Source organism: Maribacter sp. MS6 (genome assembly GCF_056839185.1).
In genome coordinates this window covers 2,676,986-2,700,962 of the sequence record NZ_CM166389.1, presented here as the reverse complement: position 1 = coordinate 2,700,962, position 23,977 = coordinate 2,676,986, and the positions used below count along the sequence as shown (strand labels likewise).

Sequence of the window (23,977 nt, the reverse complement as noted above, 5' to 3'; positions counted from 1 at the left end):
CTATAATTATCAATAATCCATAGTCCTCCTGTTAAAAAGGAAGGTCGTCATGGTCTTCTTCGTTTAGATTATCTGCCGGTTCAAATGCTTCCATAGGAGGCACAGGAGGCATTCCGGCTGCCGGAGCCTGTTGTTGCAACGTCTCTATGCGCCATCCTTGAATAGAGTTGAAATACTTAACCTCTCCCTGTGGGTTGGTCCATTCCCTTCCTCGTACGTTAATCCCCACTTTTACATCTTGTCCAACACCACAATTGTTCAACAATTCACATTTATCCTGTACAAACTCTATCAAAATATGTTGTGGGTATTGCTCATCTGTTGTGATGACCAATTCTCTTTTTCTAAATCCGTTGTTACCAAAAGTCTTGGTCTCTCCAACTAACTTTACTTTACCTTCTAATTCCATCTTAAATGCTCTTTTATTCAATCTTAAATCAAAAGTACATAAAATGACGCGTTTATAAAACTAACACATAGGAATACAACACAACAATTATTTACAATTTGGGTTATCTTTATTACTAGAAAACAATGGAATGAAATTTAACCCTAAAAGCAAGACCTCGAACATTTTTCTTCTTATTGGGTCTTTTGTGGTGGTTAGCCTTATTCTTTGGAACACCAATAGCTTTTTCAAAACCTTTAAAGAAGAAGAGCGTCTTAAAATGGAAATCTGGGCTACAGCACAGTCGGAATTCTTGCAATCCTCCGAAAACGTGGAGCTTGGAAACCTTCATCTTCGCGTCTTCCAAAACAACAGCTCAACTCCGATGATCTTAATCAACAAGGACAGTTCTATTCGCGTAAACAACATTCCAAAAGAAAAAGCAACGGACTCTATTTATATTCAAAAAAAATTAAAACAATTCCGAAGCGAGAACACACCTATTTCAGTAGATCAGCAAGGCGAACATTTGGCTACCTTATATTATGGGAATTCCGAAGTGCTTAACAAATTAAAATATTACCCCATTGCTCTTTTATTAATTATTTTATTGTTCGGTACGGTCATTTATTTCCTCTTTAAGACCAACAAATCTTCGGAGCAGAATAAGCTATGGGCAGGTATGGCAAAAGAAACCGCTCACCAAATAGGCACGCCTTTATCATCCTTGTTGGGGTGGAACGAGTTATTAAAGACGGAACACATAAATCCTGACATCACCAAAGAGATAGAAAAAGATATTGATCGTTTACAAACCATTACAGAGCGTTTCTCTAAGATTGGCTCCTTACCTAAGCTGGACAAATTGGACATTGTTGATGAAACCGAAAAAGCCTATGAGTACTTAAAAAAACGTAGTTCCAAGCTCATCCATTTTTCCTTCACCAGTAAAATAGAAACCCTGCCGGTACTACTTAATAGTTCTTTATATAATTGGACTATAGAGAATCTCGTTAAAAACGGAATAGATGCTATGAGAGGTAAAGGCAGCATTGTTATTGAGATTGTTCCCGATGGGAAATTTGTAAATATCCTTATAGCGGATACAGGTTCCGGAATTTCAAAAAGTAATTACGCCACAATCTTTAATCCAGGGGTAACGTCAAAAAAAAGAGGTTGGGGATTAGGCTTATCTCTTGTTAAAAGAATAGTTGAAGAATACCATAATGGAAAAATAAAAGTACTTTCGTCGGGCAAAGAGGGCACAATAATGCAGATATCCCTAAAAGTAGCAGCATAATCATGGCAAAAGAAAAGTTAGTAGTTATAAAGGAGGCCGGCCTCACCAATAACTGTCCAGAGTGTTTCAATCAGGACTTAACCCTTACCTTTTTTCAAAAACACACCTACGGCCGTTTTTTTCACAAAACTACTTCGGAGGTTTCAAATAAATTGGTCTGCAACAAATGCAAATGCAATATCTATCCTGTAAGTTGGACAGAGGATATAGAACGGATGTTCAGCTATTATCAAAAAACGGTAGTCCCGGAGCCAAAATCGTCAAAAGCGACCGTTTTCTTTTATGTACTACTATTGCTATTGATAACCTTGGTCGCCGGTGCTATTTATATTTTCTTAGCAGGTCCTATTGAATATTAGTGCGAATACTTGCTGCTATTGCTTCGAATTCCTCGGGCGTAAGTATTTCCTTATGCTGAAATCTAGCATCTTCCATCGTATGTAACGGAATTAAGTGCACATGTGCATGCGGAACCTCAAGCCCAATAACAGTAATACCTACACGCTTACAATCAATGGCCGCACCGATAGCCTTACCCACCTTTCTAGAAAAAGCCATTAATCCTATAAAATGATCTTCTTCCATATCCAAAATTTTGTCTACTTCAATTTTAGGAATACATAAAGTATGCCCTTTGGCGTTCGGGTTACTATCCAAGAAGGCAAAAAAGTCATCATCCTCTGCAATCTTGTAACAAGGTATTTCTCCGTTTATAATTTTTGTGAAAATGGTTGGCATAGGGTAAGGGTTTTCAGGTTTCGAGTCTAAAAAAGAAGGTGAATGTTTAAAACTAAAAATCCCATTCAATTTTGAATGGGATTAAATATACCGTATTAAAATTTATTATTCTCTTGTGATTTCTATAATCTCTAATTTTAAAGTACCGCTAGGAACGGCAATTTCTGCTACCTCGCCTACTTTTTTACCCAATAATCCTTTACCAATAGGAGAGCTAACAGATATCTTGCCCGTCTTTATATCCGACTCGCTTTCGGCAACCAGTTTGTATTTTACTTCCATACCGTTATTCTGGTTTTTAAGTTTTACGGTAGACAAGACCAACACCTTGGAGGTATCCAATTGGGATTCGTCTATTAATCTGGCATTGGCAACAACGGCCTCCATTTTAGAGATTTTCATCTCCAAAAGCCCCTGTGCCTCTTTGGCGGCGTCGTATTCCGCATTTTCGGAAAGATCTCCCTTGTCTCGGGCTTCGGCAATAGCCTGTGAGGCCTTTGGGCGTTCAATATCCCGTAACTGATTTAGTTCCGCTTTTAACTTTTTAAGCCCTTCTGCAGTGTAGTAAGATACGTTACTCATGACAACAATATTTAATAAATAAAAAAATCCTCCGTATATGCCTTATTCACAGGCGTTTTTAAAGAGGATTTAACGCAAATATACATATTTTTTACGCAATTTTGCTTCGAATTTGTTAAAACCATAGTTACAAATGAAACGTATTTTATTCCTTTTGGTTATAGGTCTTTTATGTGCCTGCGATGATGAAAGAACGAATAGAAATCCGTACTTACAGGAGATAGGTTTTAGTTTTGAACTCAACTTAAGACTTCCGCTGTACAGTCCGCTTACAAATACAGGAACTGCGATATTAATACGGCAAGACGGTGTTGGAACACGAGGTGTGTTTGTCATCAATACCGGTTTTAACCAATACCGTGCTTTTGAGGCCAGTTGCCCCAACCACGTTCCTAACGAGTGCTCTACCATGTCCTTTACCGGCCAAGTAGCCACCTGCGCTTGCGAAGACTATGAATACAGTTTGTTTACAGGCCAACAGTTAAACAGACCGGACGACGGCAACCGTTATTACGACATGTTAGAATATAGAGCTAATTTTGGAGGAAATTCTGTTCGGATTTCTAATTAACCAAACCAAAAACCACCAACTCGGCTGCCCTAAAAGGCTGCTCCTCCAACTTGCTTTCTAACAACCAATCCAAGTACTCTTTAACTTTTTGCTTATCCAAAACACCCCAATTCTCAGCAGTACCATAAAAAGGAGACGTAAATAGCTGACTTTGCAGTAAATTGATACTCTTGTCCTGTTCCGCTACAAAAGGGGTAAAACAGGAGACCGCTTCTGCCGGGTTTTCTTGGGCAAATAAATAGCCTTTTTTAGTAGCTGCCAGAAAACGGGTATAGGCATCCTTTCGTTCGTCTACCTCTTTTTCGCTGGCAAGTATTATTGGGGAGTACCCATAGGGTATTCCGTAGTCCGCCATTTTAAAAAGGTTCAAGGCGATGCCTTCATTTTTGGCCTGTATTCCTTCCCAGTTTCTAAAAATCCAAGTAGCGTGGGACTTCCCCGTTAAAATAGTATTCCAAATACCCAACTTTTGTGGATACGTTATTTTAAAATCGCCACTAGCACCATCGTTCTGTATCATTTTTCGCACTATTTCATCTTCATAACGCGCTTTGTAGGAAGCGTATACCTTGCCATCCAAATCGGCTGGACGTTTAATTTCGCTAATGTCCAAACTTGCAATGGCGCTCACATCTTCCTGAAAAATAGTAGCGATTGCCACAGCATCAAATACATTGGTTTTAGAACGGTAACTGACAACGCTTTCAAAAGGACAAAGTGCCATATCTGCCTGTCCCAGTTCTACTTTTTTAGCGGGAGTTACTGCATAATCATCCCTATCTGGAGTAGTCAAATCAACTTCCAGTCCCAGCTCTGCATAAAAGCCTTTTTCTTTGGCCACATAAAAACCGGTATGGTTCGTATTTGCAGTCCAATCCAACGCAATCCTAAATTCCTCCATAATTTTTGTTTTGTTTAGAAATTAAGGATGGCACCCAACAAGAAATTAGTACCTGCCTGTGGATAGAATCCTGCCCCTTCTATCGTTGTTATAGTATTTGGCGTTGAAAAATCATCGTCGAACGTAAAAAAATACCCGTTTGATTCAAATTTTGCATCAAAAATATTATTGACCAGACCAGAAAACACAATGCTTTTTAAAAATCCATTGCATTTTAGTTCGTACTGGATGTTGAAATCGGTTTGGGAATAGGCATCGAGAACGGAGGTGTCAGAATCTATATTTCCCATATATTGTTTTCCCACATATTTGGATAACAATGACATCTGAAAGTTTGCAGTAGGACTGTAAACAAAGATATTTCCCAATACCAAATTTGGCGAAAACGCAATATTGGTATTTCCCAATTCTTCTAGTTCCCCATCCCGTTCAAAAACAAAGTCCCTGTTCTGGTTGATGCTCAATGCTGCATTGGGTCTTAGGGCAAACTTGTCTCCAAGACTTATGTTCGCATCTATTTCCAGACCTAATCGATAGCTATCGCCCACATTTTCGCGCAGAGGTGCACCTACATCATTTAGTGCACCGGTAAGAACCAACTGATCTTGGTATTGCATATAGTACATGTTGGTATTTACCTGTACACTTGGGGAAACATAGCGCCAGCCCAGCTCGTAATCCTGTAACCGTTCTGGTTTAGGATTACCACCTTCGTAATCGTTCCTATTGGGCTCCCTATTGGCTATGGCATAAGAAAAATATAAATTATTGTTCCGGTTCAAATCAAAAGTTAAACCCGCTTTTGGGTTAAAAAAGTTGAAGGTATCGTCTACCAGACCGGTCTCAATAGCATTGGCCTGATATCCAACGGTCCTGTACTGCAAATCTCCATAAAATGACCATTGTTCGTCCAACCGATAATTGGCTTTGGTGTAAAAATTAAAGTCGGTCTTTACAGAGTTATCCTCGTAATAGCGGTCTCTAATTTCACTGTCGCTGGCAAAACGTGCCCATATGACCTCCCCAAAATGATCGCCTTCGTATTTATTCCAACCACCACCCATGATCAGGTCTAGCTTATCCCTTTTATAATTGGCAGAAAAGACCGTGCCGTAGAAATCATTATCTAGCCATCTTCTACGGATAAGATCCGTTGTGTTTACCTCGGCTCCATTTACGGTAAGCGGTTCAAAACCATAAGTGGCAAAATCGTCATCTTCCCTAAATTGTTCAAAAAAGCCTCTACCTCTAGTATAATGCAAAGCAATGTTAGTACTCCAATAGGCACTTATTTGCTCGTTCCATAACAGTTGGGCATGGTCTTGTTTGTAGTTATCTACCTCGTTATCATAGAATTGTGTGACTCCATTCTCGTCGGTGTAGATCCCGGACGGGTTAAAAGTCCTATCTCGCTCCAATGTTTCCACATCAATACCATACCAAGCTTGGTAGGTAATTTCATGTCCGCCAAAAAGTAATGCCTTTATAACTGTATTGTCATCTTTATAGGCACCTTGCAGAAAGTAGGAATCCATATCGGCACGTGCCCGATCGATATACCCGTCAGAATTCAACTGGGACAAACGCCCTGAAATTTCAACGTAATTGTTCAACATCCCTGTACTAAACTTTATGTTGTTGCGCATGGTATTAAAACTACCTATAGAAGATCCTACTTGAGCGTAGGCATTCTCCGAAAAACCATCGGTTAACAAATTTAGACTCGCACCAAAAGCTCCTGCACCGTTTGTGGATGTACCTACGCCACGTTGTAACTGCAAACTCTCCGTTGATGAGGCAAAATCGGGCATGTTTACCCAAAACGTTCCCTGGGATTCTGCATCGTTATATGGAATTCCATTAATGGTTACGTTAACTCTAGTTGCATCACTACCACGTACACGTATTCCAGTATAGCCGACTCCGGCACCCGCATCGGAGGTAGTGACTACAGAGGGTAGAAAGTTCATTAAAATGGGAATGTCTTGCCCAAGATTTCTGGGTGCAATCTCTTCTTTGGTAAGATTTGAAAAGGTAACGGGAGATGCCTTTGTAACTCGTATGGCAGAGACAAAGACCTCGTCCAAGTCTACTTTTTTACCCTGTAAAGAATCCGTTGGTTGTTGTTGGGCCTGTAGCCCCATGTTCATCGCAAGAGCTGCGGCAATTGTAAAAATAGATAGCTTCATTCGTACTACAATTTAGTTACGAATAAAAGGGGCTATTATTCTAAATTAAAGTTTGATTTTTGTTAGCAATTACGCTACCCTACTTGAGACATGGTGCAAAATTAAACCTTAGCCAGCGCACCATCTCACTCCTCATACAAAGGTCTACCAGACCTTTGTATTCGTCTGTCCCTTGGCAGCATTAACTGCCCAGGTTCTTTGGGTATAATCTCAGCTTCGTCCTGAACTCGTTTCAGGACCAGCCTGATTCTTGTTCGGGACTTAGCACCCCTTTGAGATGTCGCAAATGTAATACACATTTTTAATCTTTCATACTATAAAAGAAAAAAATACATAACAATTAAAAAAGTAAAGGAGTTACCGAAGTAACTCCCTCACAACCAACCAAAAAAAATCAGTCTTAAAACTTTGTTACGTCATAATAAACACTATCAAACGAAAGTATTTGAACGGGGGTTAAAGTTTTAAATTTTTCTGGTGTCGCCTTCATAGTCAATGGTTAGTGTTTCCACGAAGGTTGTTTGTTCTTTAATACTTTCATTTCCAGAGGAATCCGTATTTCCGATATCATTTAATATTACGGAGGCAAATAACCAGATTGTAACGGTCAATACTCCTAAAACAATTGATTTTATAATTTCATTCATGCTTCGTAATATTAATCTTAATTCTTTTCCAAATAAATCTTGGCCATCACACAAAGAGAGGTTACAAAGACTAGAATGCCTATTGCCGTAAATACTATAGATATCATATTTTAACTTCTTGTGTTCTATTGTTTAAGACACCGGTATTTTTAAAAAGTCACTTTTGAGAATAAAAAAACCGCTAAAAAGCGGCTTTTTTTTAAATTCTTTAAATTAACTACCTTCTATTGAACCAGTTACCATTCGAATCTATATACACTGTTCTTCTGGTACCACTCTTCAAAACCATAATAAGCTTAAATTCCCCTTTATCGTTTTTATATACCCCACCTAGTTTGGACGTTGGATATTCTTTTATCAACTCCTCTACTATCCTTGGGGTCAATTCTTTTGAATTAACCTTTTTGAACTCTTCTGCAGTCAAGAATAGCACTTCATTACTTATGAGATTTATAGGTTCGCTCGCTTTTGCGGCAACCATTGTTCCAATTACCATAAGTCCAACTACTATGTATTTTTTCATACTATAAAATTTCATCGTTACTATTTGTATCGTGATTTATTTACGGAAGAAAAATGATTTTGGATTTTAGACCAGAGCAAAAATAATTTGATTTATCCTTGATGAGATGGCTTCAACAAGTCGTTGACCGTTTTTACAGGATTGAACGTTACCAAAGGAACCTCAACAAAAATTGTGTTCCAATAGGCCATGGCTCCGTTCCAAAGTCCCGGAAGTTCCAAGGCTTTTAATTCCTTACCGTCCTTTGTTTTACCGGTAATAAAACCTTGCTTATGATCTACAAAATCCAATAAATTATACTTTTCACCTTTATGATTACGAACGCCACAAACCAAATCTACGGGATTAAAGTGAGTCGAATTTTTTAGAATAGCAACTTGCTCCGTATTTGCCATATCTATTTGGGCAGACTCTATAATCTGTAAGGAAAGATCTCCTTTGGCATTGATAATCCAAAACGGGCCTCCGCCTGGTTCCCCTTCGTTCTTTACCATTCCACAAACACGAATGGGACGTTTAAGTTTTGACAAAAGCGCTTCTTTTTGATTTTCAGCTGACATCTTTTGATATCCCTCCGGCAATCTGGCATTCAACTTTGTTTCCAAAAACTGCTTTATTTCACTAAAGGCTTCGGTGGTTTTATTCTCCAATGTCCTGATATAGGCAAAGGTCTTATTTTGAACATCTAAAAGTACACCGGCCAATATTTTTTTACTTTGTGCCACTGCATCCACATCACGGCTAACTGCTACATTATCAATATTTTTAATAAAAATAATATCTGCATCTTGGTCATTTAAATTCTCTATAAGCGCCCCGTGACCTCCTGGACGAAATAGTAGTGTACCATCCGGATTTCGAAATGGATTATTATCCATATCCACTGCTATAGTATCCGTAGCCGATTTTTGGAAGGAATATGCTACATGGAAATCGGTTTGTGTTTCCTCGGATATCTTTTCGCGTATGTCATTCAGTTCAAAATTAAACATGGCCTCGTGCTGTTCGGATATAGTGAAATGCAATAGCGATTTTCCTTGGGAACTAGCATACAAGGCACCCTCCTTTAAATGTTCTTGAAAAGGGGTTACAGTTTCACTTCCGTATTTATGAAAAGGCAATAGCCCTTTAGGGTAAAATCCGTAATTCAGTGCATTTTCATCCAAAAGTTCGTTTACAAAGGCATGTACTTTGCTACCCTTGCTAAGGCCGTCTGTCTTTAAGCGACTTTTGACATCGGCATAAAAAGCAAACTTTTCCAACCCGTTCGCAAAAACCTTGATATCCTTGTCATTCGTTCTTTCCAAATAGGCTTCTAAAGTTTCGTTCTTTGGATTATAAGCCTCTAAAAAATTGAACAACGCCTTGAACATGCGAGAAGCGGCTCCCGAGGCCGGTACAAATTTAAGAACGTCCAATTTTTTTAAATTTTTATCATAAGTAGCTACCAGCTCCTTTTCTTCTACTTCGGAAAACTTATAAATTCCATCTCCTACAACGGCAGCTCTTTTGAGTTCTACAAAGGGAATACCCTCTTTAAAAGTTGCTATTTGCCCTTCTACTTTTTTAGCGCTAATTCCTTTGGCAGCCAGTTGTTCTTTATCTTTTTCGGTGAGTTCCATCATTTTTTAAGTAGCTTTTCTATGTGTTCGATAGCGGTATGTAAACGCTTTTTTTTATCGCCCTTTAAGATAATAAAATTGCGATTGTATTTCTCCAATGTTTTTTGAAAATAAGAAAACATTTCTTCTCTTTCACCAGGCTTGTCCCTTAAATCATCTGCCTCCCAAGGGATATCTATATATGTAAGAAAATATAGGTCATAGGTGTTTTCTAAAGCATATTTCTCTAAAATTGGGTCGCAAATTCCAATATAATAGGCTTCGGAATATACCTTGGTTTCCAAGAGATCGGTATCGCAAACGAGCAAATTCGTAGCTTTTTTGGTCAAGTCGTTTTCCAGTTTCATCTGTCCCTCCGCAATGGGCAACAGATCATGGGGTTCACAGGTCTTGCGTTCATTATTCCATTTTCGCTGTAGGTATTCGCGGGCATATTCCGGCACCCAAACGGTATGGTAATGCCGTGCCAATTGTTCTGACAATGTTGTTTTTCCGGTAGATTCGGGTCCAAAAAGAACCACCTTTATAATGTCTGAAGGTTGTTGTCTATACTTTTCTTCCATGCGAAATAGGCCTGTATGGCGAGAATTGTAAATATAAGGTATTGCAGGGAAAGCATACCCCAACCTCTATAGGCATACAATGGCACGGTAATGATATCCGCGAATATCCATAATGTCCAATTTTCCAATTTTTTAAGTGCCATATACCACATTGCCGTAAAAAAGATGCCCGAAGTAAATATATCGATGTAATTACTGGTTGTGACTTCAACATCAAATACAGTATACACACCATAAGTGACCAACATAGTGAATGTAAAAAGTACAAAACCAATCCCTTTTTCCCTTGTCGTAGTTCTTGAAATCTGCACCAGTTTCTTACTGTTTTTGGTGCGCGACCAGTTCCACCAGCCGTAGATACTCATAATGGAAAAATAGAAATTCATCGTCATGTCTCCCATAAGTCCGTCCCTAAACAAAAGATAAACCGTAAGTATCGTAGCGATAAGTCCCGTAGGGTACACCCAAATATTTTCCTTTTTGGCGAACCAAACACTCAGTATACCAAAGACAAAGACTATGGCCTCCAATACAATAATATAGGTTTCCTTAGTTTTGTAAGGGTCTAGAAAAAAATCAGAAATGGGGTTCATAGTCGCTCCTATCGGATTTTACCAGTTTCATGTACAACAAGCCTTTGTCCATTAACTCGAACGCTATTTTTATTTCGGATTGGAGTACTTTCATGACCGTGTCATAGTCGCCGTAAACCTGGGTACTTAGGGGGTTTTCGAGAATAATTAGTCCTGAAGCTCTCAATTTTTTGATAAAATTGATAATGTGTTCCTCAAAATCGTCCTGTAAGGGAGAAAATGTTAGTTCTACGGATATGTTCATTATAAGGTTTAAGGTTTAAGGTTTAAGGTTTAAGGTTTAAGGTTTAAGGTTTAAGGTTTAAGGTTTAAGGTTTAAGGAATTTATACTTTCTGAATTTAAATGTTCTGCATTCTATTTTTATCGCAAAACTAATTTTAGAAAATCTTTTTCTTAGTTCGTTAATCCTATTTATTTTCAGAAATTCTTCTCTAGATTCTTTGTTCCCATAACCTGTTTAGTTTTCAAATTCAGCTACATCCACCCCAAACGCATACACACAGGTAAAGCCTTCAAACTCCAAAAAAGAAATATGGTAGGTAGCCGTACCGCCTTCATACTGGATTATGGCTGTGGTTTGTGCATCATCAAATAAGAAATCACTGACGTTTATGTGTTGTAAAAAACTAAGTCCCTTTTGGCCATAAATTTTATATAGGGATTCCTTTGCGCCCCAAACTATGGTCAGTTTTCGCACCACAGCTTCGGTATTAGCCAAGGTTCTATATTCATGTACAGGGGTAAATTTATGGGCTATTCTTAGAATTTTATCCCGTTGCTTCTCAATATCGATACCTACCTCATCTCGTTTACCAATAATAATAGCCGTAAAATTATGGGAATGGGTAATAGAAATATGAGTGCCGTCCTTTAGATGAGGTTTCCCTGCTTCATTATAGAACAAATCTTGGTCAACATATCCATAAATAGCCAATAAATGTCGTATGCTCAAAAATGCCCTTCGATGCATTTCGGATTTCATGCCATTGAAACGAGTTTGGCAATGCTGACTTAATTGTATACCTGATGCTAGTTGTTCCTCAGTTTCCTCTACCTTCCAAATTACAACGGATATATAATGACTTACAGCTATTGTTTTGTGTAACGGCATGACATTTCTTGTCTTTTTTGTACTTTCGCATCAGTAAATTTAGAGATGCGAAATGGCACTTTTGCCCTCTCCTTTTTATAGATTTAAAGCAATTATACTTAAGAGTTAAAGATAAAACAAATAAAATATGAGCACCAAAACTATTCCATTCGTACCTTTCAAAGTTAAAGATATTAGTTTAGCTGGATGGGGGCGTAAAGAAATTAATTTAGCAGAAGCGGAAATGCCAGGATTAATGGCTTTACGTGAAGAGTACCATAACGAGCAACCCTTAAAAGGGGCACGTATCGCAGGTTGCCTTCACATGACCATACAAACAGCGGTACTAATAGAAACATTGGTAGCCTTGGGAGCAGAGGTAACTTGGAGTTCTTGTAACATTTTTTCTACACAAGATCAAGCTGCTGCGGCAATGGCAGATGCAGGAATAGCAGTTTATGCCTGGAAAGGAATGAACGAAGAAGAGTTTGACTGGTGTATTGAACAAACCTTATTTTTTGGCGAAGACCGTAAGCCTTTGAACATGATTTTGGACGATGGTGGCGATTTGACCAATATGGTATTGGACAGGTATCCTGAACTGGCCGCAGGTATAAACGGACTATCCGAAGAAACAACTACGGGAGTCCATAGATTGTACGAGCGCGTAAAAAATGGCACTTTACCTATGCCTGCAATCAATGTTAATGATTCTGTTACTAAATCCAAATTCGATAATAAATACGGTTGTCGCGAGAGTGCGGTAGATGCTATCCGAAGGGCAACAGATACCATGTTGGCCGGCAAAAAAGTTGTAGTTGCAGGCTACGGCGATGTGGGGAAAGGTACCGCGGCATCTTTTAAGGGAGCTGGTTCTATAGTAACTGTTACGGAGATTGACCCCATTTGTGCCTTACAGGCTTGTATGGACGGTTTTGAAGTAAAAAAATTGGAGAACGTGATTGGTAATGCCGATATCGTAATTACTACCACAGGAAACAAGGATATTATCCGTGCAGAACATTTTGAAGCTCTAAAAGACAAAGCCATTGTTTGTAATATCGGTCATTTTGATAATGAGATAGATATGGGTTGGCTGAACAAAACCCATGGTGCCACCAAGGATGAAATTAAACCGCAAGTAGATAAATACACTGTTAACGGCAAGGATATTATTGTTTTGGCCGAAGGTCGATTGGTAAACCTAGGATGTGCTACAGGACACCCAAGTTTTGTAATGAGCAACTCCTTTACCAACCAGACATTGGCACAGATAGAACTATGGAAGCATAAGGACAACTACGAGAACGATGTATATATGCTACCAAAACACTTGGACGAAAAAGTGGCTAAATTACACCTGTCGCGCTTGGGCGCAGAATTGACAGAGTTAAAAGACTACCAAGCAGAATATATTGGTGTTACCGTAGAAGGCCCGTTTAAACCAGATTATTATAGATATTAATAGTTATTTAAAAACTTATAAAACCCTTATCTCACCTCTAGATAAGGGTTTTCTTTTTAACTTCGGTATATGATTATACTCCTCACAGGTGCGACCGGAACCTTAGGTTCCAGAATTCTATTCTCACTTTTGGAAGATAAATGGGCAGATATAGAGCAGATTTACCTACCAGTACGGGAACGCAAATCCAAAACACCATCAAGCAGGATTACCAAAATGCTAACAAGCAATTTTGCCCCAGATTTTATAAAAACCAATAGCGAAGCAATAAAAGCCAAAATAACCGTCGTAGCTGCAAACATGCTTTTACATCCTAATGGATTCTTAGGGAACCATAGAATTAGTCATTTTATACACTCGGCCGGATTGGTAAACCTCTCGACCGCACCGGAGGCAAAGCATCAAATTTTTAAGGAAAACTTGGAGTTTACCCAACGTATTTTTTATACCTATAAAGAGCTGATAGACAAATTCATTTACATCAGTACCGCTTTTTCCGTAGGGAATAAGGAAGGGCTTATTACTAACGATTATCTGTCCGACGAACCAAAAACACATAGAAACCATTACGAAGCTTCTAAATATGCGACTGAAAAATATGTGATACAAGCCGGTAAGGCATCGGGTATTCCCGTACAAATTTTAAGGCCAAGTGTACTCGGCGGTAATATTATGGATAGCCCAGATTTCTTTATTTCCAAATACATGGTTTTCTATCTGTTTGCTAAGTTTTTCCACAGAAACAACTCTGAAGACAGTATTCGGATAACCTCAAATGCCGAAAGTGGCTTGAACATTATACCAACGGATTATGCAGCTAGGGTAATTGTAGCCGTATTCGATACCCAAATTCAACAGTTAAATATTGTACACGCCAAAACAACAAAAATTAATAGTGGTATCTCAAAAATTTTGGAAACGGTAGATTTTAAAAACTTTAAGCTTACCAATACTGTAATTTCGGCCACTTCAGGCTTTGAATCAAAGTTGGAGCAATTTTATTATGATACGATAGGCATACACCTAACGCCATATCTTACCTCTAAACCTTGCGAATGGGACACCGAGGTACTCGAAAGTATTTTACCCATGCCTACCTATAATCTAGAGGAATACTTGGGCGATACTATTCAATATGCAAAAACACAAGGCTTTAAAGGGCAGCAATGGTAATTGCTGCCCTTTAGCAGATTTTAAATCAACGAATAGAAAATTTTACTCTTAATAACTTCCTCCACTTTCTAAGCCTTCATTCCATTTTCTCACAAATTCATCGGACCATGCATCCCAGCCTATGGTACTTAAGGTCCAAATAGTAATTCCAACGATTATTAAATTAAGCACTATACCTATAATAGCGATAATTTTCCCTTTCTTAATTGTTGCCAGATTAGTATACAAATCTGAATTGGCCATATATAATTTTTCAGATTTTATTGCTAAAACATAAGAAATTATGGCGGGTATAAGCCCTATTCCCCCAAAACAGAAAATAAATATGCTTAGTAACGCAAGGAGGTAGATTATTTTTGAATTAGGTAATTTATTTACTGTCATTGGTATGTAGTTTGCTCTAAAATAAACATTTTATAGAAAATATTCCAAGTTTTGCTATCTAGTTGATCCATATCTAAAAACGACAACATCCTAATCTACAAATATAGTCTTACTAACAGAATCATTAAGGTTTAGCGAATATTCAACATTATCAGACTATAATAATTTCCAGAATTTACTGGCATTTACGAACTTAGCATAAAAACAAAAACTATGAGAATATTTGTGGATATGGACGAGGTAATAGCGGACACCTACGGCGCGCATATAGAAATGTACAATGCCGAGTTCAACGGCCAGCTTTCGCCAGAAACATGTGCCGGAAAAGAAGTTTGGCACATGGTGCCTGAAGCCCACCAAGATAGTGTTCGCCAACATGCTAGACGAAGGGGATTTTTTAGAGATTTAAAGGTTATACCTAACAGCATTAGGGTCTTAACGGAACTTTCCAAAAAGCACGACATCTATATTGCCTCGGCTGCCATGCAATTTCCTAATTCCTTAGAGGAAAAAAGCGAATGGCTAGATGAGCATTTTCCATTTATACCTTGGCAAAACAGAATATTATGTGGGCATAAGCACATTCTTAATGGCGATGTATTGATAGACGACCGAAGCTATAATCTTCAGCATTTTGAGAACAAGGGAATATTATTTACCTCACCGCACAACGTACATACCAGAGGATTTGAACGGGCAGATACGTGGCTTCAAATAGCGGAGAAACTGATGTAACCTCAAGACGAATAAACAACAAATTTATGAGCTTCTATTTAGCTTTTTACACCGAAAGAAGGCATTTAAAATAATTGAGCCCTGTATCAACCGTGGTTAGTCTATCTTTACTTTAGGTATGAATTTACAGATATTCCTAATATTTTTTTCGGCGTGCTCTTTTCTCTTTTTTGGAATGGGCTGTTTTTTGTCACCCAGAATGAATACTGAGTTTAAACGCTACGGCCTTGACGACCAACGAACACTGGTGGGTACCTTACAGCTTGCGGGAGCACTTGGCCTTATACTTGGCTATTTTTATAGTCCTTTGGTCTGTCTATTTTCGGCCTTAGGACTTAGCTTACTAATGCTGTTAGGTTTTGGGGTACGCCTAAAAATCCGAGATTCTATTTTACAATCAACCCCGGCATTTTTGTACGCGGTAGTCAATGGCTATATCGCTTTACTACTTCTTCAAAATTTATGAGTCAACGCTTTGTTAGGCAAAAAAGGCTAGATAAGCACAAATACATAGGAACAAAAAGGCAGGAAAAGATTTCTTAATAGGGTCCTTTATTTTGATGTGCATTAAGATAGACCCTGCTAGCAGCAGGCCAAGACCCATAGCCGAGGGTTGTAGAAGTTGAGGGAACCAAAAAGCGGCAATCAGAGCCAGAGCAAGAGCCACTTTTAAAAATCCAATAAGATAACAACTCCATTCCGGTAACCCGTAAACTTTAAATTCCTCTTTTATAGTTGTCGCATTACCACCACGCCATTGCGTGTTTTTAGTTGGCTGAATTAACCAAACATTTAAAATACTTAATCCAACAATTAGTTGTAATGCAAAAGTGATGTATTCCATAGCAGTAAAAGTTAGCGTTCTTGCTTTAAAGTTAACCCTTAATAATTAATTAATTCTTTTCTAAGCTTAAATATTGATGTGACAACGATTTAAAAAACGTTCATTAAATCATGCCAATATATCCAAATTATCAAACATCGATGGACAATTTTTTAAAAAAAACTACTTATGGGTAACAAATTAAATGAATTCTTTCAGTCGTTAATCCAACTAATTTTAAAATAGAAAAGCACCTTTATCCAATATAAAGGTGCTTATTTTATTCTGATTACATTTTAGTTCTCAGCTAACATTCCCTCTAGATAATAGCAATCGGAATGTTCATTTAGCACAGCCAAACCTTGTTCTCTAGATTCATATGGATTTATCTTTACTTCTTCTCCGTTTGGCATATATACGATATAGAATCCTTCCTCGAATGACGACAGCTTAATAATTTCTCCATTTGGTCGTACAGCATTCCATGATTTTTCACTTGGCTTGTACACTAAATCTATCTTATTTCCTTTTTTAGGCCCATCTACTACGGTTACCTCAATACGGTTTTTAGTAGCTATCATTTCAAAAGTATTACCATCCTTTTCTACCATTTGCAGTTCTTCATCACCTTCCTCCATCGCTACGGGATTTGTACCATCCCAAAACTCGATTACATTAAAAATGATAGCATCACCAAGAAAAAATAACCCATAAACCGGAATGATGTTCAAACCCCAAAAGACAAGGTTATTTACGAATTTACTGTCCGATACTTCCTGATTCCATTCTTTTAAGTTATTGAAGGCACTAAAAGAGCCTAAACAGCTAGAAAAAAGGAGTAAGCTTGACATTGTAATACAAACAATAGATTTTTTCATGATACTTTAAATTTTTAATTATTCCAAAAGTAGCATGTTGTCTAATAGCCCATTGATTCTAAACCATGGATTCTTAACGCTATCCGGTTTCGTACAATAGCTAAAACCAAAAAACCCCGCCATGAGGCGGGGTTTTATAATTAATGTTCTTAATTCTAAGCTTCAAAAGGCTCAATGGAAACATAAGATTTACCACCAGCTTTCTTTTCAAACTTAACCAGACCGTCTACACGAGCGTGCAACGTGTGGTCTTTTCCAGCATAAACATTTTCACCTGGATTATGTCTTGTTCCTCGCTGTCTTACTAGAATGTTGCCAGCGATGGCAGCTTGTCCACCAAAAATCTTCACACCTAAACGTTTCGATTCTGATTCCCTACCGTTTTTAGAACTACCTACACCTTTTTTATGTGCCATTTTTTTACGGTTTTTACTCCCATGTTATCATGGAAAAAAAGTTATACTTATAGTGCTAGGCAATTATGCCTTACCACCGTCTAATTCGTCTTGCCATTTTTTTAATTCGTCCCATTTACCTTCAGCAGCCATTTTAGCTTGTGCTGGCCAGGTATCCGTCACGTGATTCCCACGAACATCCGCAATAATTTCTGCAATTTTTTCCGATTTCGTTTTCGCTAATTCCGCAAAAGTTGAAATTCCGGCAGCTGCTAAAGTCTCTGCAATCTTAGGACCGATCCCTTCAACCTTTTTTAAGTCATCTGCTTTAGTGGTCTTTGGAGCAGCAGCCTTTTTGGGTGCAGCTTCTTTCTTAGGAGCTGCAGCTTTGGGCGCAGTTTCTTTTTTGGGAGCAGCCTTTTTAGGTTCTGCTGCCTTCGTTTTCTTGGCACCCTTCGCAACGATACTTTCGATTACGATTTCAGTCAAAGACTGTCGGTGTCCATTTTTCTTTCTGTAACCCTTACGTCTTTTCTTGTGAAAGACAATTACTTTATCACCTCTTAGGTGCTTAATGACTTTAGCCTCAACAGCGGCTCCGTCTATAGCTGGGGCGCCTACAGTAACGTTCGTACCATCATCCAAAAGAAGAACATTGTCAAAAGTTACCTTTTTTCCTTCTTCTGTTTGTAAACGGTGAACGTACACTTTCTGGTCTTTTGCAACTTTAAATTGCTGCCCTGCCATCTCTACAATTGCGTACATATCGTTAAAAATGTATAATTAAAACCTAGTGGATTTTTTCCAAAGGCGGCTGCAAATATACTTTTTATTGCTTAATCTACAAGGCTTTTTTCGGAATTTAGTTTTGATTTTTCTTTAGATTATTAGAGCTCTTAAATAATTGCATAAAGGTAAGCGTAAGAACGACGGTGGTACTAAAACCCATTACGGCAACTACAAAGAAAACAATGGCCTCAAAACTTTCGTATTCACTGGCCCACTGAGAAGATAGAATTTCTAAAAATCCTGGGTTCAGCTCCGTGGAATACAAAGCAAAAAATATAGTAAAAACGATTGTAGCCATACCACCAGTGGTTAACCCTGTAGTAAAACCCGTGCTGTACCTAAATGATTGCCCCTCTTGTAATTTATAATATTTAATAGCTTCATATATTCCAAAGCCTGTTATCACAGCATTAAAAAGACTGAAAAACACGTTGGTATGCAACCCCAAAAGAGAGAGAATTAGAAAATATGCAATTAGACTACCACTAGTGGCAATCCCAAAACGAATTGGCAATGTGAAATTTTTCATGGCTGTTTTTTTGGTTTCGTTATAAGTTATAACTCCATAACTTAAAAATCAAATTTAAATTCAATATTTAACTATAAACTGCGCAAACGATTTAAACTTTGATGTAAACGATATTAAGCGATATGTGCGGCAAGAGTGAGATACACGCTACAGAAAAAGCATAAAAAAACAACTGAAGCCTCATGAGTCGCAGTTGTCCGTTAATTACCGTTAAAAATGTTGTAACAATCTAGGACTTTCGTCCATAAATATTTATCCGATTTTTCTAACCTTAGCCTCTCCAATTATAATTCCATTATCCACATCCGGGCTACCTTCATAGTTGATCGTTGTCTCCCCGTAGCAGGTAACCTTTAAACGGTCCGATACTTTAACCCTAAAATTACTTTCGCCATACGCGGTAATTTTAGTCTCCTTATTTCCCATGCCAATAGTATTTACTTCACTTTCTCCGTAAGCGCGGAACACTTGGCGCCCAACGTTCCCTTTGGCTATTTCTAAATAGGAAGAACCATAGATAGCGACCGTTAGTTCATTCAATACCAAATCCTCTAAATATACCTTTGTTTCTCCATAAAGGGTCATCTTTAGTTCGTCCTGGTCCAGCGCGCTCTTGCAACGCACTATTTCCTCTCCTCTTACCGATAGATTTTTCAAGGTTTTGTAAGTAATCGTAGCCGTTACCATAGTACCATTGTAAATTGGTCGTTTACCGTTCCAATTATCCGAAGAAACTCTCTCAGATTTTGTAACCGTCTTTGCGCCGTCCAAATAAACCCTTAATGTACTTCCTTCTACACCTACATTGATTTTATGGATAGGCACCTTTGCATTTTCTATAACAACGGAAGTTTCGTCACCCGCTATAAGGTTTACTTCTACATGTGGACTTATAATAATCTTATTAAAATCCTTGACCTGAAAAGTTTGCTCCTGCGCAATGCTTGATGTGATGGTGAAAAATATACCTAAAAGTGTAATGCTTACTAATTTCATTTTGGCTCTTTTTAAAATTGATTTCCACTAAAAGACTACAATTGTTTTTGATTGTTACAGTAACAAATGCTCTTAAACTACCTTTTTCTTTTTTTGATTGACCAAATAAACCCCCGCCAGTATTAAAAGTGAAGCCCCAAGCTGTTTTAGCGTAAACACTTCTCCATCTATAATTCCCCAAAATATTCCAACGATTGGAATTAAATACGTTACCGAGACTGAAAAAACAGGTGAGGAAATCTGTATCAATTTATTAAATAAGACCTTGGCGATACAAGTCCCGATAATGCATAACAATGTAATATATCCCAAAGAACTCCAAAAAAATTCTCCGCCAATAACCTCGGTAGTTAGTGTTCCAGACAATGGCAATAAAATCATTCCCGGAATTAAAATACATATAAAATTACCCACCGCAATTCCCATGGGACTTACATTTTGTAACTTGCTCTTAATTATATTGGCATTGCTGGCATAACAAATCGTAGCAATGACAACCAACCCGGCATACCAATAATTTTGTCCAGGATGTATACTACTTCCAAAAACAACCAATAAACAAGCACCTGACAGACCTACAAGAACGCCTAGAAGTTGATTACGGGTAAATGAAATACCAAAGGCCAATAAACCAACGAACAATGTAAACAGGGGCACTAAAGAATTTAAAACCGCAGTTACACCGCTGTCTATCTCCGTTTGAGCAAAAGCAAACAGAAACATGGGCAAAAAGCTACCCACAAAACCGGACAACGCTAGCCATTTCCAATCGTTCTTCTCAACCGTTTTTAGTGATCTAAAACCTATCAACATTAAAAGACCTCCTGCTATCACAATACGTAAAGCACCTAACTGTAAAGGAGCGAAGCCTTCCAATCCCTTTTTTATCAATATATATGATGTTCCCCAAATAAACGAGAGTACAATCAGGTAAAACCATTTTCGTTGTTGATGACTCAAAGCTATTTTTTTTGCAAAAGTGATGCTTTTTTCTGATTTAAAGTGAGGAGGAAAAAACTATCCGCCCAATAATTCCTGGTATTTGGATTGATAATTAATACCCTTTCACCGTTTTAAACCTGTAGATACCTGCTGGCAATCAGCTACCAAAGGTGTGTTTTATCTACAATTAAAACCGAATCATTTTTTTGAACTTTTAGTATCTTTACATGGTTGTTGGAATTTAATTGCCACCGTTAGGGATTAATTATTCAATACACCAAAACAACCTGTATTATGAAGTCACTTTTAACCCTAATCAGCTTTATTGTTTTAGTCAACATTTCATTTGCTCAAGAAAGTCCACGAGATACAATGAGTTTCGAGAAAAAAAATATGAGTACAGCTGTCATTGGTATAGAAGGTATGGCCTGCCAAGAAGGATGCGCGGATAAAATAAGTAGTAATCTAGAGGATGCGTATGGGGTGGTTTCGGCTGTTGTAAGTTATGAAAAAAAAGAGGCCGTCATACTATATGACAAAGAAAGTATAACCACAGAAAAGCTAAAGAACATCATTACCAATACTAAGGTGAAAACCTATGTTTATACAATCAAAACTATTACCGTAAAAGAATAATAATATGAAAAAAATACTTTTTTTATTCGTATCAACCTGCTTGATCTTTCTTTCTTCATGTAAAGATGAAAAGAAGCAAGAAGGTACTACTCAAATGCAAGAGGTAATGGCAATACATGATGAAGTTATGCCAAAAATGAGCCAAATTGGAAAACTTGTTGGGCAATTAAAACCCATGGCAGATTCGCTTGGAATAGATTCTCCGCAAGGCAAAGCTATGCGAGATTTGCAAGACGCCAGCAAGTCTATGATGGATTGGATGCAAGGTATCGGAAAACGATTCGATGCCGATGAAATTATGAAAGGAAAAGCACTTACCGAGGAAAAACAAAAATGGTTGGACGAGGAGGAAGAAAAGGTTAAAATTGTAAGGGAAAAAATAAATAGTAGTATCTCGAATGCTGACAAAATTCTGAACAGCACTAATTAACTTCTTTCCACCAGTTATTTGAGACCCTTTCCAACTTGTTGGTATAGATAGGGGCGCCAATTCTTGGAACTATGATTGGCAAGCCCAGTTCCTCTGCCTTTTTGGAGAGGCGTTCTACCGGTTCTGTCCATGGATGCATAGCCAACTTAAAAGAGCCCCAGTGGATGGGCATTATTACAGTTGCTTTGATATCCAGACCTGCTTGGGCTGTTTCTTCTGGCATCATATGAATCTCCTTCCAAAGTTCGTTGTACTGTCCACATTCCATCATAGCGAAATCAAATGGTCCCAAACGTTCGCCTATTTCCTTAAAATGTTGACCATAACCACTATCGCCGCTAAAAAAAAGATTCTCTGTCCGAGAAGTAATCGCCCAACCGCTCCACAAGGTCTTGCCTTTATCCATAAGGCCTCGTCCAGAGAAATGCTGGGCGGGCGTGCAGGTAAATGTGAGTCCGTCCGTAGTAATTGCATCCCACCAATCCAATTCGGTGATACAATCCGCTGCAACGCCCCACTTCCTTAAATGCGTTCCTAACCCCAGCGGTGTGAAGAAGCGATCTACCTTGGCTTTTAAAGCTACTACGGAGCCATAATCTAAATGGTCGTAATGATCATGTGAAAAAATAACCGCATCCAAACGTGGCAACTGGGCAAGGGAAATTGGAAATTCCTTACTAAACCGCGAACCACCAAATATGGGGTGCGGAGCCGGAACATTCCCGAACATTGGGTCTATGAGAATATGCTTTCCATTGGTTTGAATTAGAAAGGCTGAATGACCGAACCAAACTAGTCGTGTAGCACCGCTATAATTGGCAACAGCAGATGAATCCAAAGAAACCACTTCAATATTATTATCAGGAATAGCATTGGGCTGCTTACTCAAATAACCTTTAAAACTTTTAATGAAATCGCTAAAGCCAAGACTCATTGAAACTCCGCCTAAATTTACAAAGGCACCATTTTTAAAATTCTGGGAACGTTCGTGTTTTTCCCGTTCCACTTTTGAGATAGTACCTCCAAATTCTGGGCTACTATTTAAGAATACGATACCAGCTATAGCTACGAGAGATAATAGGCCAATTAGAATTAGAATCATTTTCCAAGCTACTTTTTTGAATTTTTGCATTTAAAAAGGCAAATTACCCAAATCAACATTGCCCCCAGAAATAATAATACCTACTTTTTTGTCCAAGTACATATTAGGATTTTCTTTTGCATCTCGCAATAAGGCAGCAACAGTTACTGCACTAGAAGGTTCTATAATGATTTTCATACGCTCCCAGACCAAGCGCATGGCGGCGACAATTTCGTTCTCCGTAACCCGAATAATTTTGGATACGTGTTCTTTAATAATGGGAAAATTCTTATCGCCAAGGGTAGTTTTTAGTCCGTCTGCAATTGTATTTACAGTGTCGTTTCCTTCTATTTTTCCACTGAGCAAGGATCGGTAGGCATCATCGGCTTCAAAAGGTTCACCTCCCATAACGATGCAGTTATCACCAAAATAAGTCGCAGCCAAGGAAGACCCTGCAATGAGTCCGCCACCACCAACGGGACAAAAAATCACATTCAAATCGGGTATCTCTTTTAAAAGTTCCAAAGCAGCCGTACCCTGGCCCACAATTACGTTTTTGCTATTAGAAGGATGTAAAAAAGTAGCACCGGTTTCATTTCCAATTTTATCCGCCATAGCTTGCCTTGCCTCCAAAGTAGGTTCGCACTCATACACAATACCACCATACTCCCTTACCCCTATTTTCTTAATCTCGGGAGCGGATGATGGCATAACTATATGTGCCATAATACCTAAGCTCTTTGCTGCCAAAGCAACAGCTTGGGCAAAGTTTCCGGAGGAATGGGTGACTACTCCATTTTTTCGCTGTTCATCCGATAAGAGCAATATGGCGTTTGTAGCGCCCCTTATTTTGTAAGCTCCAGCGCGCTGAAAATTTTCGCACTTGAAGAATATTGATGTTCCCGCTATTTTGTTAATTAACCTAGAAGTCATAACGGGCGTGTTATGAATATAGGGAGCAATTCTAACATGGCAATCTAATAGCGTTTGGTTTTTCATATCAAAAAGCACTT

31 protein-coding genes are annotated in these 23,977 nt (G+C 38.3%); 9 read left to right on the top strand and 22 right to left on the bottom strand.

Features of this window, described 5'->3' with window-relative positions:
* Positions 1-31: 31 nt before the first annotated feature.
* A complete protein-coding gene (locus MS6x_RS11920) occupies positions 32-409 on the bottom strand; it encodes a DUF3127 domain-containing protein (RefSeq protein ID WP_482602303.1) in 378 nt (125 codons plus the stop codon).
* Positions 410-539: 130 nt separating this feature from the next.
* Here MS6x_RS11920 and MS6x_RS11915 point away from each other — a divergent pair, with 130 nt between their 5' ends.
* On the top strand, positions 540-1,688 hold the full coding sequence (locus MS6x_RS11915; RefSeq protein ID WP_482602301.1) for a sensor histidine kinase: 1,149 nt from the start codon (positions 540-542) through the stop codon (positions 1,686-1,688).
* A gap of 2 nt (positions 1,689-1,690) precedes the next feature.
* Positions 1,691-2,047, top strand: a complete 357-nt coding sequence (locus MS6x_RS11910) for a hypothetical protein (protein WP_482602299.1) — start codon at positions 1,691-1,693, stop codon at positions 2,045-2,047.
* Here MS6x_RS11910 and MS6x_RS11905 read toward each other — a convergent pair.
* Both MS6x_RS11905 and greA read right to left on the bottom strand, forming a co-directional pair.
* Entirely contained in the window at positions 2,034-2,426 is a 393-nt protein-coding gene (locus tag MS6x_RS11905) for an HIT family protein (RefSeq protein WP_482602297.1), read from the bottom strand. The two genes, MS6x_RS11910 and MS6x_RS11905, sit on opposite strands and share 14 nt — an antisense overlap.
* A 105-nt stretch (positions 2,427-2,531) precedes the next feature.
* Entirely contained in the window at positions 2,532-3,008 is a 477-nt protein-coding gene (greA, locus tag MS6x_RS11900; protein WP_482602295.1) for a transcription elongation factor GreA, read from the bottom strand.
* A gap of 133 nt (positions 3,009-3,141) precedes the next feature.
* On the opposite strand from greA, the gene MS6x_RS11895 reads away from it, so the two are divergent.
* A complete protein-coding gene (locus MS6x_RS11895; RefSeq protein WP_482602293.1) occupies positions 3,142-3,579 on the top strand; it encodes a Rieske (2Fe-2S) protein in 438 nt (145 codons plus the stop codon).
* Here MS6x_RS11895 and MS6x_RS11890 read toward each other — a convergent pair.
* The 9 genes from MS6x_RS11890 to MS6x_RS11850 all read right to left on the bottom strand — a co-directional run bounded on the left by MS6x_RS11890 (position 3,572) and on the right by MS6x_RS11850 (position 11,729).
* Positions 3,572-4,480, bottom strand: a complete 909-nt coding sequence (locus tag MS6x_RS11890; RefSeq protein WP_482602291.1) for an ABC transporter substrate-binding protein — start codon at positions 4,478-4,480, stop codon at positions 3,572-3,574. The two genes, MS6x_RS11895 and MS6x_RS11890, sit on opposite strands and share 8 nt — an antisense overlap.
* A 14-nt stretch (positions 4,481-4,494) precedes the next feature.
* Entirely contained in the window at positions 4,495-6,669 is a 2,175-nt protein-coding gene (locus MS6x_RS11885) for a TonB-dependent receptor (RefSeq protein ID WP_482602289.1), read from the bottom strand.
* A gap of 464 nt (positions 6,670-7,133) precedes the next feature.
* Complete coding sequence (locus MS6x_RS11880) at positions 7,134-7,316, bottom strand: hypothetical protein (protein WP_482602287.1); 183 nt, start codon at positions 7,314-7,316, stop codon at positions 7,134-7,136.
* Between the two features lie 217 nt (positions 7,317-7,533).
* Entirely contained in the window at positions 7,534-7,839 is a 306-nt protein-coding gene (locus MS6x_RS11875) for a hypothetical protein (protein ID WP_482602285.1), read from the bottom strand.
* Between the two features lie 92 nt (positions 7,840-7,931).
* A complete protein-coding gene (locus MS6x_RS11870; protein WP_482602283.1) occupies positions 7,932-9,464 on the bottom strand; it encodes a DUF4301 family protein in 1,533 nt (510 codons plus the stop codon).
* Complete coding sequence (locus MS6x_RS11865; RefSeq protein ID WP_482602281.1) at positions 9,461-10,024, bottom strand: AAA family ATPase; 564 nt, start codon at positions 10,022-10,024, stop codon at positions 9,461-9,463. The genes MS6x_RS11870 and MS6x_RS11865 overlap by 4 nt, the downstream gene beginning before the upstream one ends.
* Positions 9,985-10,617 carry a nicotinamide riboside transporter PnuC gene (gene pnuC, locus MS6x_RS11860; RefSeq protein WP_482602279.1) on the bottom strand — a complete coding sequence of 211 codons (633 nt, stop codon included), beginning with the start codon at positions 10,615-10,617 and terminating at the stop codon, positions 9,985-9,987. Before pnuC ends, MS6x_RS11865 begins: the two co-directional genes overlap by 40 nt.
* Positions 10,601-10,861: a YkoF family thiamine-binding protein gene (locus MS6x_RS11855; RefSeq protein ID WP_482602277.1), complete on the bottom strand. Its 261-nt coding sequence runs from the start codon at positions 10,859-10,861 to the stop codon at positions 10,601-10,603. Before MS6x_RS11855 ends, pnuC begins: the two co-directional genes overlap by 17 nt.
* Before the next feature lie 214 nt (positions 10,862-11,075).
* Positions 11,076-11,729: a 4'-phosphopantetheinyl transferase family protein gene (locus MS6x_RS11850; RefSeq protein ID WP_482602275.1), complete on the bottom strand. Its 654-nt coding sequence runs from the start codon at positions 11,727-11,729 to the stop codon at positions 11,076-11,078.
* Positions 11,730-11,856: 127 nt separating this feature from the next.
* Here MS6x_RS11850 and ahcY point away from each other — a divergent pair, with 127 nt between their 5' ends.
* The gene (gene ahcY, locus MS6x_RS11845; RefSeq protein WP_482602273.1) at positions 11,857-13,173 is read left to right on the top strand and encodes an adenosylhomocysteinase; all 1,317 of its coding nucleotides are present in this window, start codon (positions 11,857-11,859) and stop codon (positions 13,171-13,173) included.
* A gap of 69 nt (positions 13,174-13,242) precedes the next feature.
* Positions 13,243-14,346 carry an SDR family oxidoreductase gene (locus MS6x_RS11840; protein WP_482602271.1) on the top strand — a complete coding sequence of 368 codons (1,104 nt, stop codon included), beginning with the start codon at positions 13,243-13,245 and terminating at the stop codon, positions 14,344-14,346.
* 48 nt (positions 14,347-14,394) lie between these two features.
* On the opposite strand, the gene MS6x_RS11835 is transcribed toward MS6x_RS11840, so the two are convergent.
* The gene (locus MS6x_RS11835; protein WP_482602269.1) at positions 14,395-14,730 is read right to left on the bottom strand and encodes a CCC motif membrane protein; all 336 of its coding nucleotides are present in this window, start codon (positions 14,728-14,730) and stop codon (positions 14,395-14,397) included.
* Between the two features lie 213 nt (positions 14,731-14,943).
* On the opposite strand from MS6x_RS11835, the gene MS6x_RS11830 reads away from it, so the two are divergent.
* Both MS6x_RS11830 and MS6x_RS11825 read left to right on the top strand, forming a co-directional pair.
* Positions 14,944-15,465: a 5' nucleotidase, NT5C type gene (locus MS6x_RS11830; RefSeq protein WP_482602267.1), complete on the top strand. Its 522-nt coding sequence runs from the start codon at positions 14,944-14,946 to the stop codon at positions 15,463-15,465.
* Between the two features lie 118 nt (positions 15,466-15,583).
* Positions 15,584-15,931: a DoxX family protein gene (locus MS6x_RS11825; protein ID WP_482602265.1), complete on the top strand. Its 348-nt coding sequence runs from the start codon at positions 15,584-15,586 to the stop codon at positions 15,929-15,931.
* 12 nt (positions 15,932-15,943) lie between these two features.
* Here the strand turns inward: MS6x_RS11825 and MS6x_RS11820 are convergent, their stop codons facing one another.
* The 7 genes from MS6x_RS11820 to MS6x_RS11790 form a co-directional block, all read right to left on the bottom strand.
* Positions 15,944-16,309, bottom strand: coding sequence for a DoxX family protein (locus MS6x_RS11820; RefSeq protein ID WP_482602263.1), 366 nt, complete (start codon positions 16,307-16,309; stop codon positions 15,944-15,946).
* Positions 16,310-16,584: 275 nt separating this feature from the next.
* Complete coding sequence (locus MS6x_RS11815; RefSeq protein WP_482602261.1) at positions 16,585-17,166, bottom strand: DUF3332 domain-containing protein; 582 nt, start codon at positions 17,164-17,166, stop codon at positions 16,585-16,587.
* Positions 17,167-17,321: 155 nt separating this feature from the next.
* Positions 17,322-17,582 (bottom strand): 50S ribosomal protein L27, encoded by a 261-nt coding sequence (rpmA, locus tag MS6x_RS11810; RefSeq protein WP_482602259.1) that lies wholly within the window; start codon positions 17,580-17,582, stop codon positions 17,322-17,324.
* A 63-nt stretch (positions 17,583-17,645) separates the two neighbouring features.
* Positions 17,646-18,326 (bottom strand): 50S ribosomal protein L21, encoded by a 681-nt coding sequence (gene rplU, locus MS6x_RS11805; RefSeq protein ID WP_482602257.1) that lies wholly within the window; start codon positions 18,324-18,326, stop codon positions 17,646-17,648.
* Between the two features lie 97 nt (positions 18,327-18,423).
* Positions 18,424-18,879, bottom strand: coding sequence for a DUF4199 family protein (locus MS6x_RS11800; RefSeq protein WP_482602255.1), 456 nt, complete (start codon positions 18,877-18,879; stop codon positions 18,424-18,426).
* Between the two features lie 252 nt (positions 18,880-19,131).
* Positions 19,132-19,875 (bottom strand): head GIN domain-containing protein, encoded by a 744-nt coding sequence (locus MS6x_RS11795; RefSeq protein ID WP_482602253.1) that lies wholly within the window; start codon positions 19,873-19,875, stop codon positions 19,132-19,134.
* Positions 19,876-19,947: 72 nt separating this feature from the next.
* Positions 19,948-20,835, bottom strand: coding sequence for a DMT family transporter (locus tag MS6x_RS11790; protein WP_482602251.1), 888 nt, complete (start codon positions 20,833-20,835; stop codon positions 19,948-19,950).
* A gap of 276 nt (positions 20,836-21,111) precedes the next feature.
* Here MS6x_RS11790 and MS6x_RS11785 point away from each other — a divergent pair, with 276 nt between their 5' ends.
* Both MS6x_RS11785 and MS6x_RS11780 read left to right on the top strand, forming a co-directional pair.
* Complete coding sequence (locus MS6x_RS11785; protein ID WP_482602249.1) at positions 21,112-21,453, top strand: heavy-metal-associated domain-containing protein; 342 nt, start codon at positions 21,112-21,114, stop codon at positions 21,451-21,453.
* 4 nt (positions 21,454-21,457) lie between these two features.
* Entirely contained in the window at positions 21,458-21,883 is a 426-nt protein-coding gene (locus MS6x_RS11780; RefSeq protein WP_482602247.1) for a hypothetical protein, read from the top strand.
* Here the strand turns inward: MS6x_RS11780 and MS6x_RS11775 are convergent.
* Positions 21,876-22,985: an MBL fold metallo-hydrolase gene (locus MS6x_RS11775; protein ID WP_482602245.1), complete on the bottom strand. Its 1,110-nt coding sequence runs from the start codon at positions 22,983-22,985 to the stop codon at positions 21,876-21,878. The two genes, MS6x_RS11780 and MS6x_RS11775, sit on opposite strands and share 8 nt — an antisense overlap.
* Before the next feature lie 30 nt (positions 22,986-23,015).
* On the bottom strand, positions 23,016-23,963 hold the full coding sequence (locus tag MS6x_RS11770; RefSeq protein ID WP_482602243.1) for a pyridoxal-phosphate dependent enzyme: 948 nt from the start codon (positions 23,961-23,963) through the stop codon (positions 23,016-23,018).
* Between the last annotated feature and the right edge of the window lie 14 nt (positions 23,964-23,977).

What these genes read in the sequence shown, in the direction of transcription:
- greA (WP_482602295.1), bottom strand. Translation starts at nt 3,008, where the DNA reads ATGAGTAACGTATCTTACTACACTGCAGAAGGGCTTAAAAAGTTAAAA.
- ahcY (WP_482602273.1), top strand. Translation starts at nt 11,857, where the DNA reads ATGAGCACCAAAACTATTCCATTCGTACCTTTCAAAGTTAAAGATATT.
- MS6x_RS11785 (WP_482602249.1), top strand. Translation starts at nt 21,112, where the DNA reads ATGAAGTCACTTTTAACCCTAATCAGCTTTATTGTTTTAGTCAACATT.
- MS6x_RS11890 (WP_482602291.1), bottom strand. Translation starts at nt 4,480, where the DNA reads ATGGAGGAATTTAGGATTGCGTTGGATTGGACTGCAAATACGAACCAT.
- MS6x_RS11780 (WP_482602247.1), top strand. Translation starts at nt 21,458, where the DNA reads ATGAAAAAAATACTTTTTTTATTCGTATCAACCTGCTTGATCTTTCTT.
- rplU (WP_482602257.1), bottom strand. Translation starts at nt 18,326, where the DNA reads ATGTACGCAATTGTAGAGATGGCAGGGCAGCAATTTAAAGTTGCAAAA.
- MS6x_RS11815 (WP_482602261.1), bottom strand. Translation starts at nt 17,166, where the DNA reads ATGAAAAAATCTATTGTTTGTATTACAATGTCAAGCTTACTCCTTTTT.
- MS6x_RS11820 (WP_482602263.1), bottom strand. Translation starts at nt 16,309, where the DNA reads ATGGAATACATCACTTTTGCATTACAACTAATTGTTGGATTAAGTATT.
- MS6x_RS11865 (WP_482602281.1), bottom strand. Translation starts at nt 10,024, where the DNA reads ATGGAAGAAAAGTATAGACAACAACCTTCAGACATTATAAAGGTGGTT.
- MS6x_RS11895 (WP_482602293.1), top strand. Translation starts at nt 3,142, where the DNA reads ATGAAACGTATTTTATTCCTTTTGGTTATAGGTCTTTTATGTGCCTGC.
- MS6x_RS11835 (WP_482602269.1), bottom strand. Translation starts at nt 14,730, where the DNA reads ATGACAGTAAATAAATTACCTAATTCAAAAATAATCTACCTCCTTGCG.
- pnuC (WP_482602279.1), bottom strand. Translation starts at nt 10,617, where the DNA reads ATGAACCCCATTTCTGATTTTTTTCTAGACCCTTACAAAACTAAGGAA.
- MS6x_RS11885 (WP_482602289.1), bottom strand. Translation starts at nt 6,669, where the DNA reads ATGAAGCTATCTATTTTTACAATTGCCGCAGCTCTTGCGATGAACATG.
- MS6x_RS11905 (WP_482602297.1), bottom strand. Translation starts at nt 2,426, where the DNA reads ATGCCAACCATTTTCACAAAAATTATAAACGGAGAAATACCTTGTTAC.
- MS6x_RS11880 (WP_482602287.1), bottom strand. Translation starts at nt 7,316, where the DNA reads ATGAATGAAATTATAAAATCAATTGTTTTAGGAGTATTGACCGTTACA.
- MS6x_RS11920 (WP_482602303.1), bottom strand. Translation starts at nt 409, where the DNA reads ATGGAATTAGAAGGTAAAGTAAAGTTAGTTGGAGAGACCAAGACTTTT.
- MS6x_RS11915 (WP_482602301.1), top strand. Translation starts at nt 540, where the DNA reads ATGAAATTTAACCCTAAAAGCAAGACCTCGAACATTTTTCTTCTTATT.
- MS6x_RS11840 (WP_482602271.1), top strand. Translation starts at nt 13,243, where the DNA reads ATGATTATACTCCTCACAGGTGCGACCGGAACCTTAGGTTCCAGAATT.
- MS6x_RS11800 (WP_482602255.1), bottom strand. Translation starts at nt 18,879, where the DNA reads ATGAAAAATTTCACATTGCCAATTCGTTTTGGGATTGCCACTAGTGGT.
- MS6x_RS11855 (WP_482602277.1), bottom strand. Translation starts at nt 10,861, where the DNA reads ATGAACATATCCGTAGAACTAACATTTTCTCCCTTACAGGACGATTTT.
- MS6x_RS11775 (WP_482602245.1), bottom strand. Translation starts at nt 22,985, where the DNA reads ATGATTCTAATTCTAATTGGCCTATTATCTCTCGTAGCTATAGCTGGT.
- rpmA (WP_482602259.1), bottom strand. Translation starts at nt 17,582, where the DNA reads ATGGCACATAAAAAAGGTGTAGGTAGTTCTAAAAACGGTAGGGAATCA.
- MS6x_RS11875 (WP_482602285.1), bottom strand. Translation starts at nt 7,839, where the DNA reads ATGAAAAAATACATAGTAGTTGGACTTATGGTAATTGGAACAATGGTT.
- MS6x_RS11830 (WP_482602267.1), top strand. Translation starts at nt 14,944, where the DNA reads ATGAGAATATTTGTGGATATGGACGAGGTAATAGCGGACACCTACGGC.
- MS6x_RS11910 (WP_482602299.1), top strand. Translation starts at nt 1,691, where the DNA reads ATGGCAAAAGAAAAGTTAGTAGTTATAAAGGAGGCCGGCCTCACCAAT.
- MS6x_RS11770 (WP_482602243.1), bottom strand. Translation starts at nt 23,963, where the DNA reads ATGAAAAACCAAACGCTATTAGATTGCCATGTTAGAATTGCTCCCTAT.
- MS6x_RS11870 (WP_482602283.1), bottom strand. Translation starts at nt 9,464, where the DNA reads ATGATGGAACTCACCGAAAAAGATAAAGAACAACTGGCTGCCAAAGGA.
- MS6x_RS11850 (WP_482602275.1), bottom strand. Translation starts at nt 11,729, where the DNA reads ATGCCGTTACACAAAACAATAGCTGTAAGTCATTATATATCCGTTGTA.
- MS6x_RS11795 (WP_482602253.1), bottom strand. Translation starts at nt 19,875, where the DNA reads ATGAAATTAGTAAGCATTACACTTTTAGGTATATTTTTCACCATCACA.
- MS6x_RS11825 (WP_482602265.1), top strand. Translation starts at nt 15,584, where the DNA reads ATGAATTTACAGATATTCCTAATATTTTTTTCGGCGTGCTCTTTTCTC.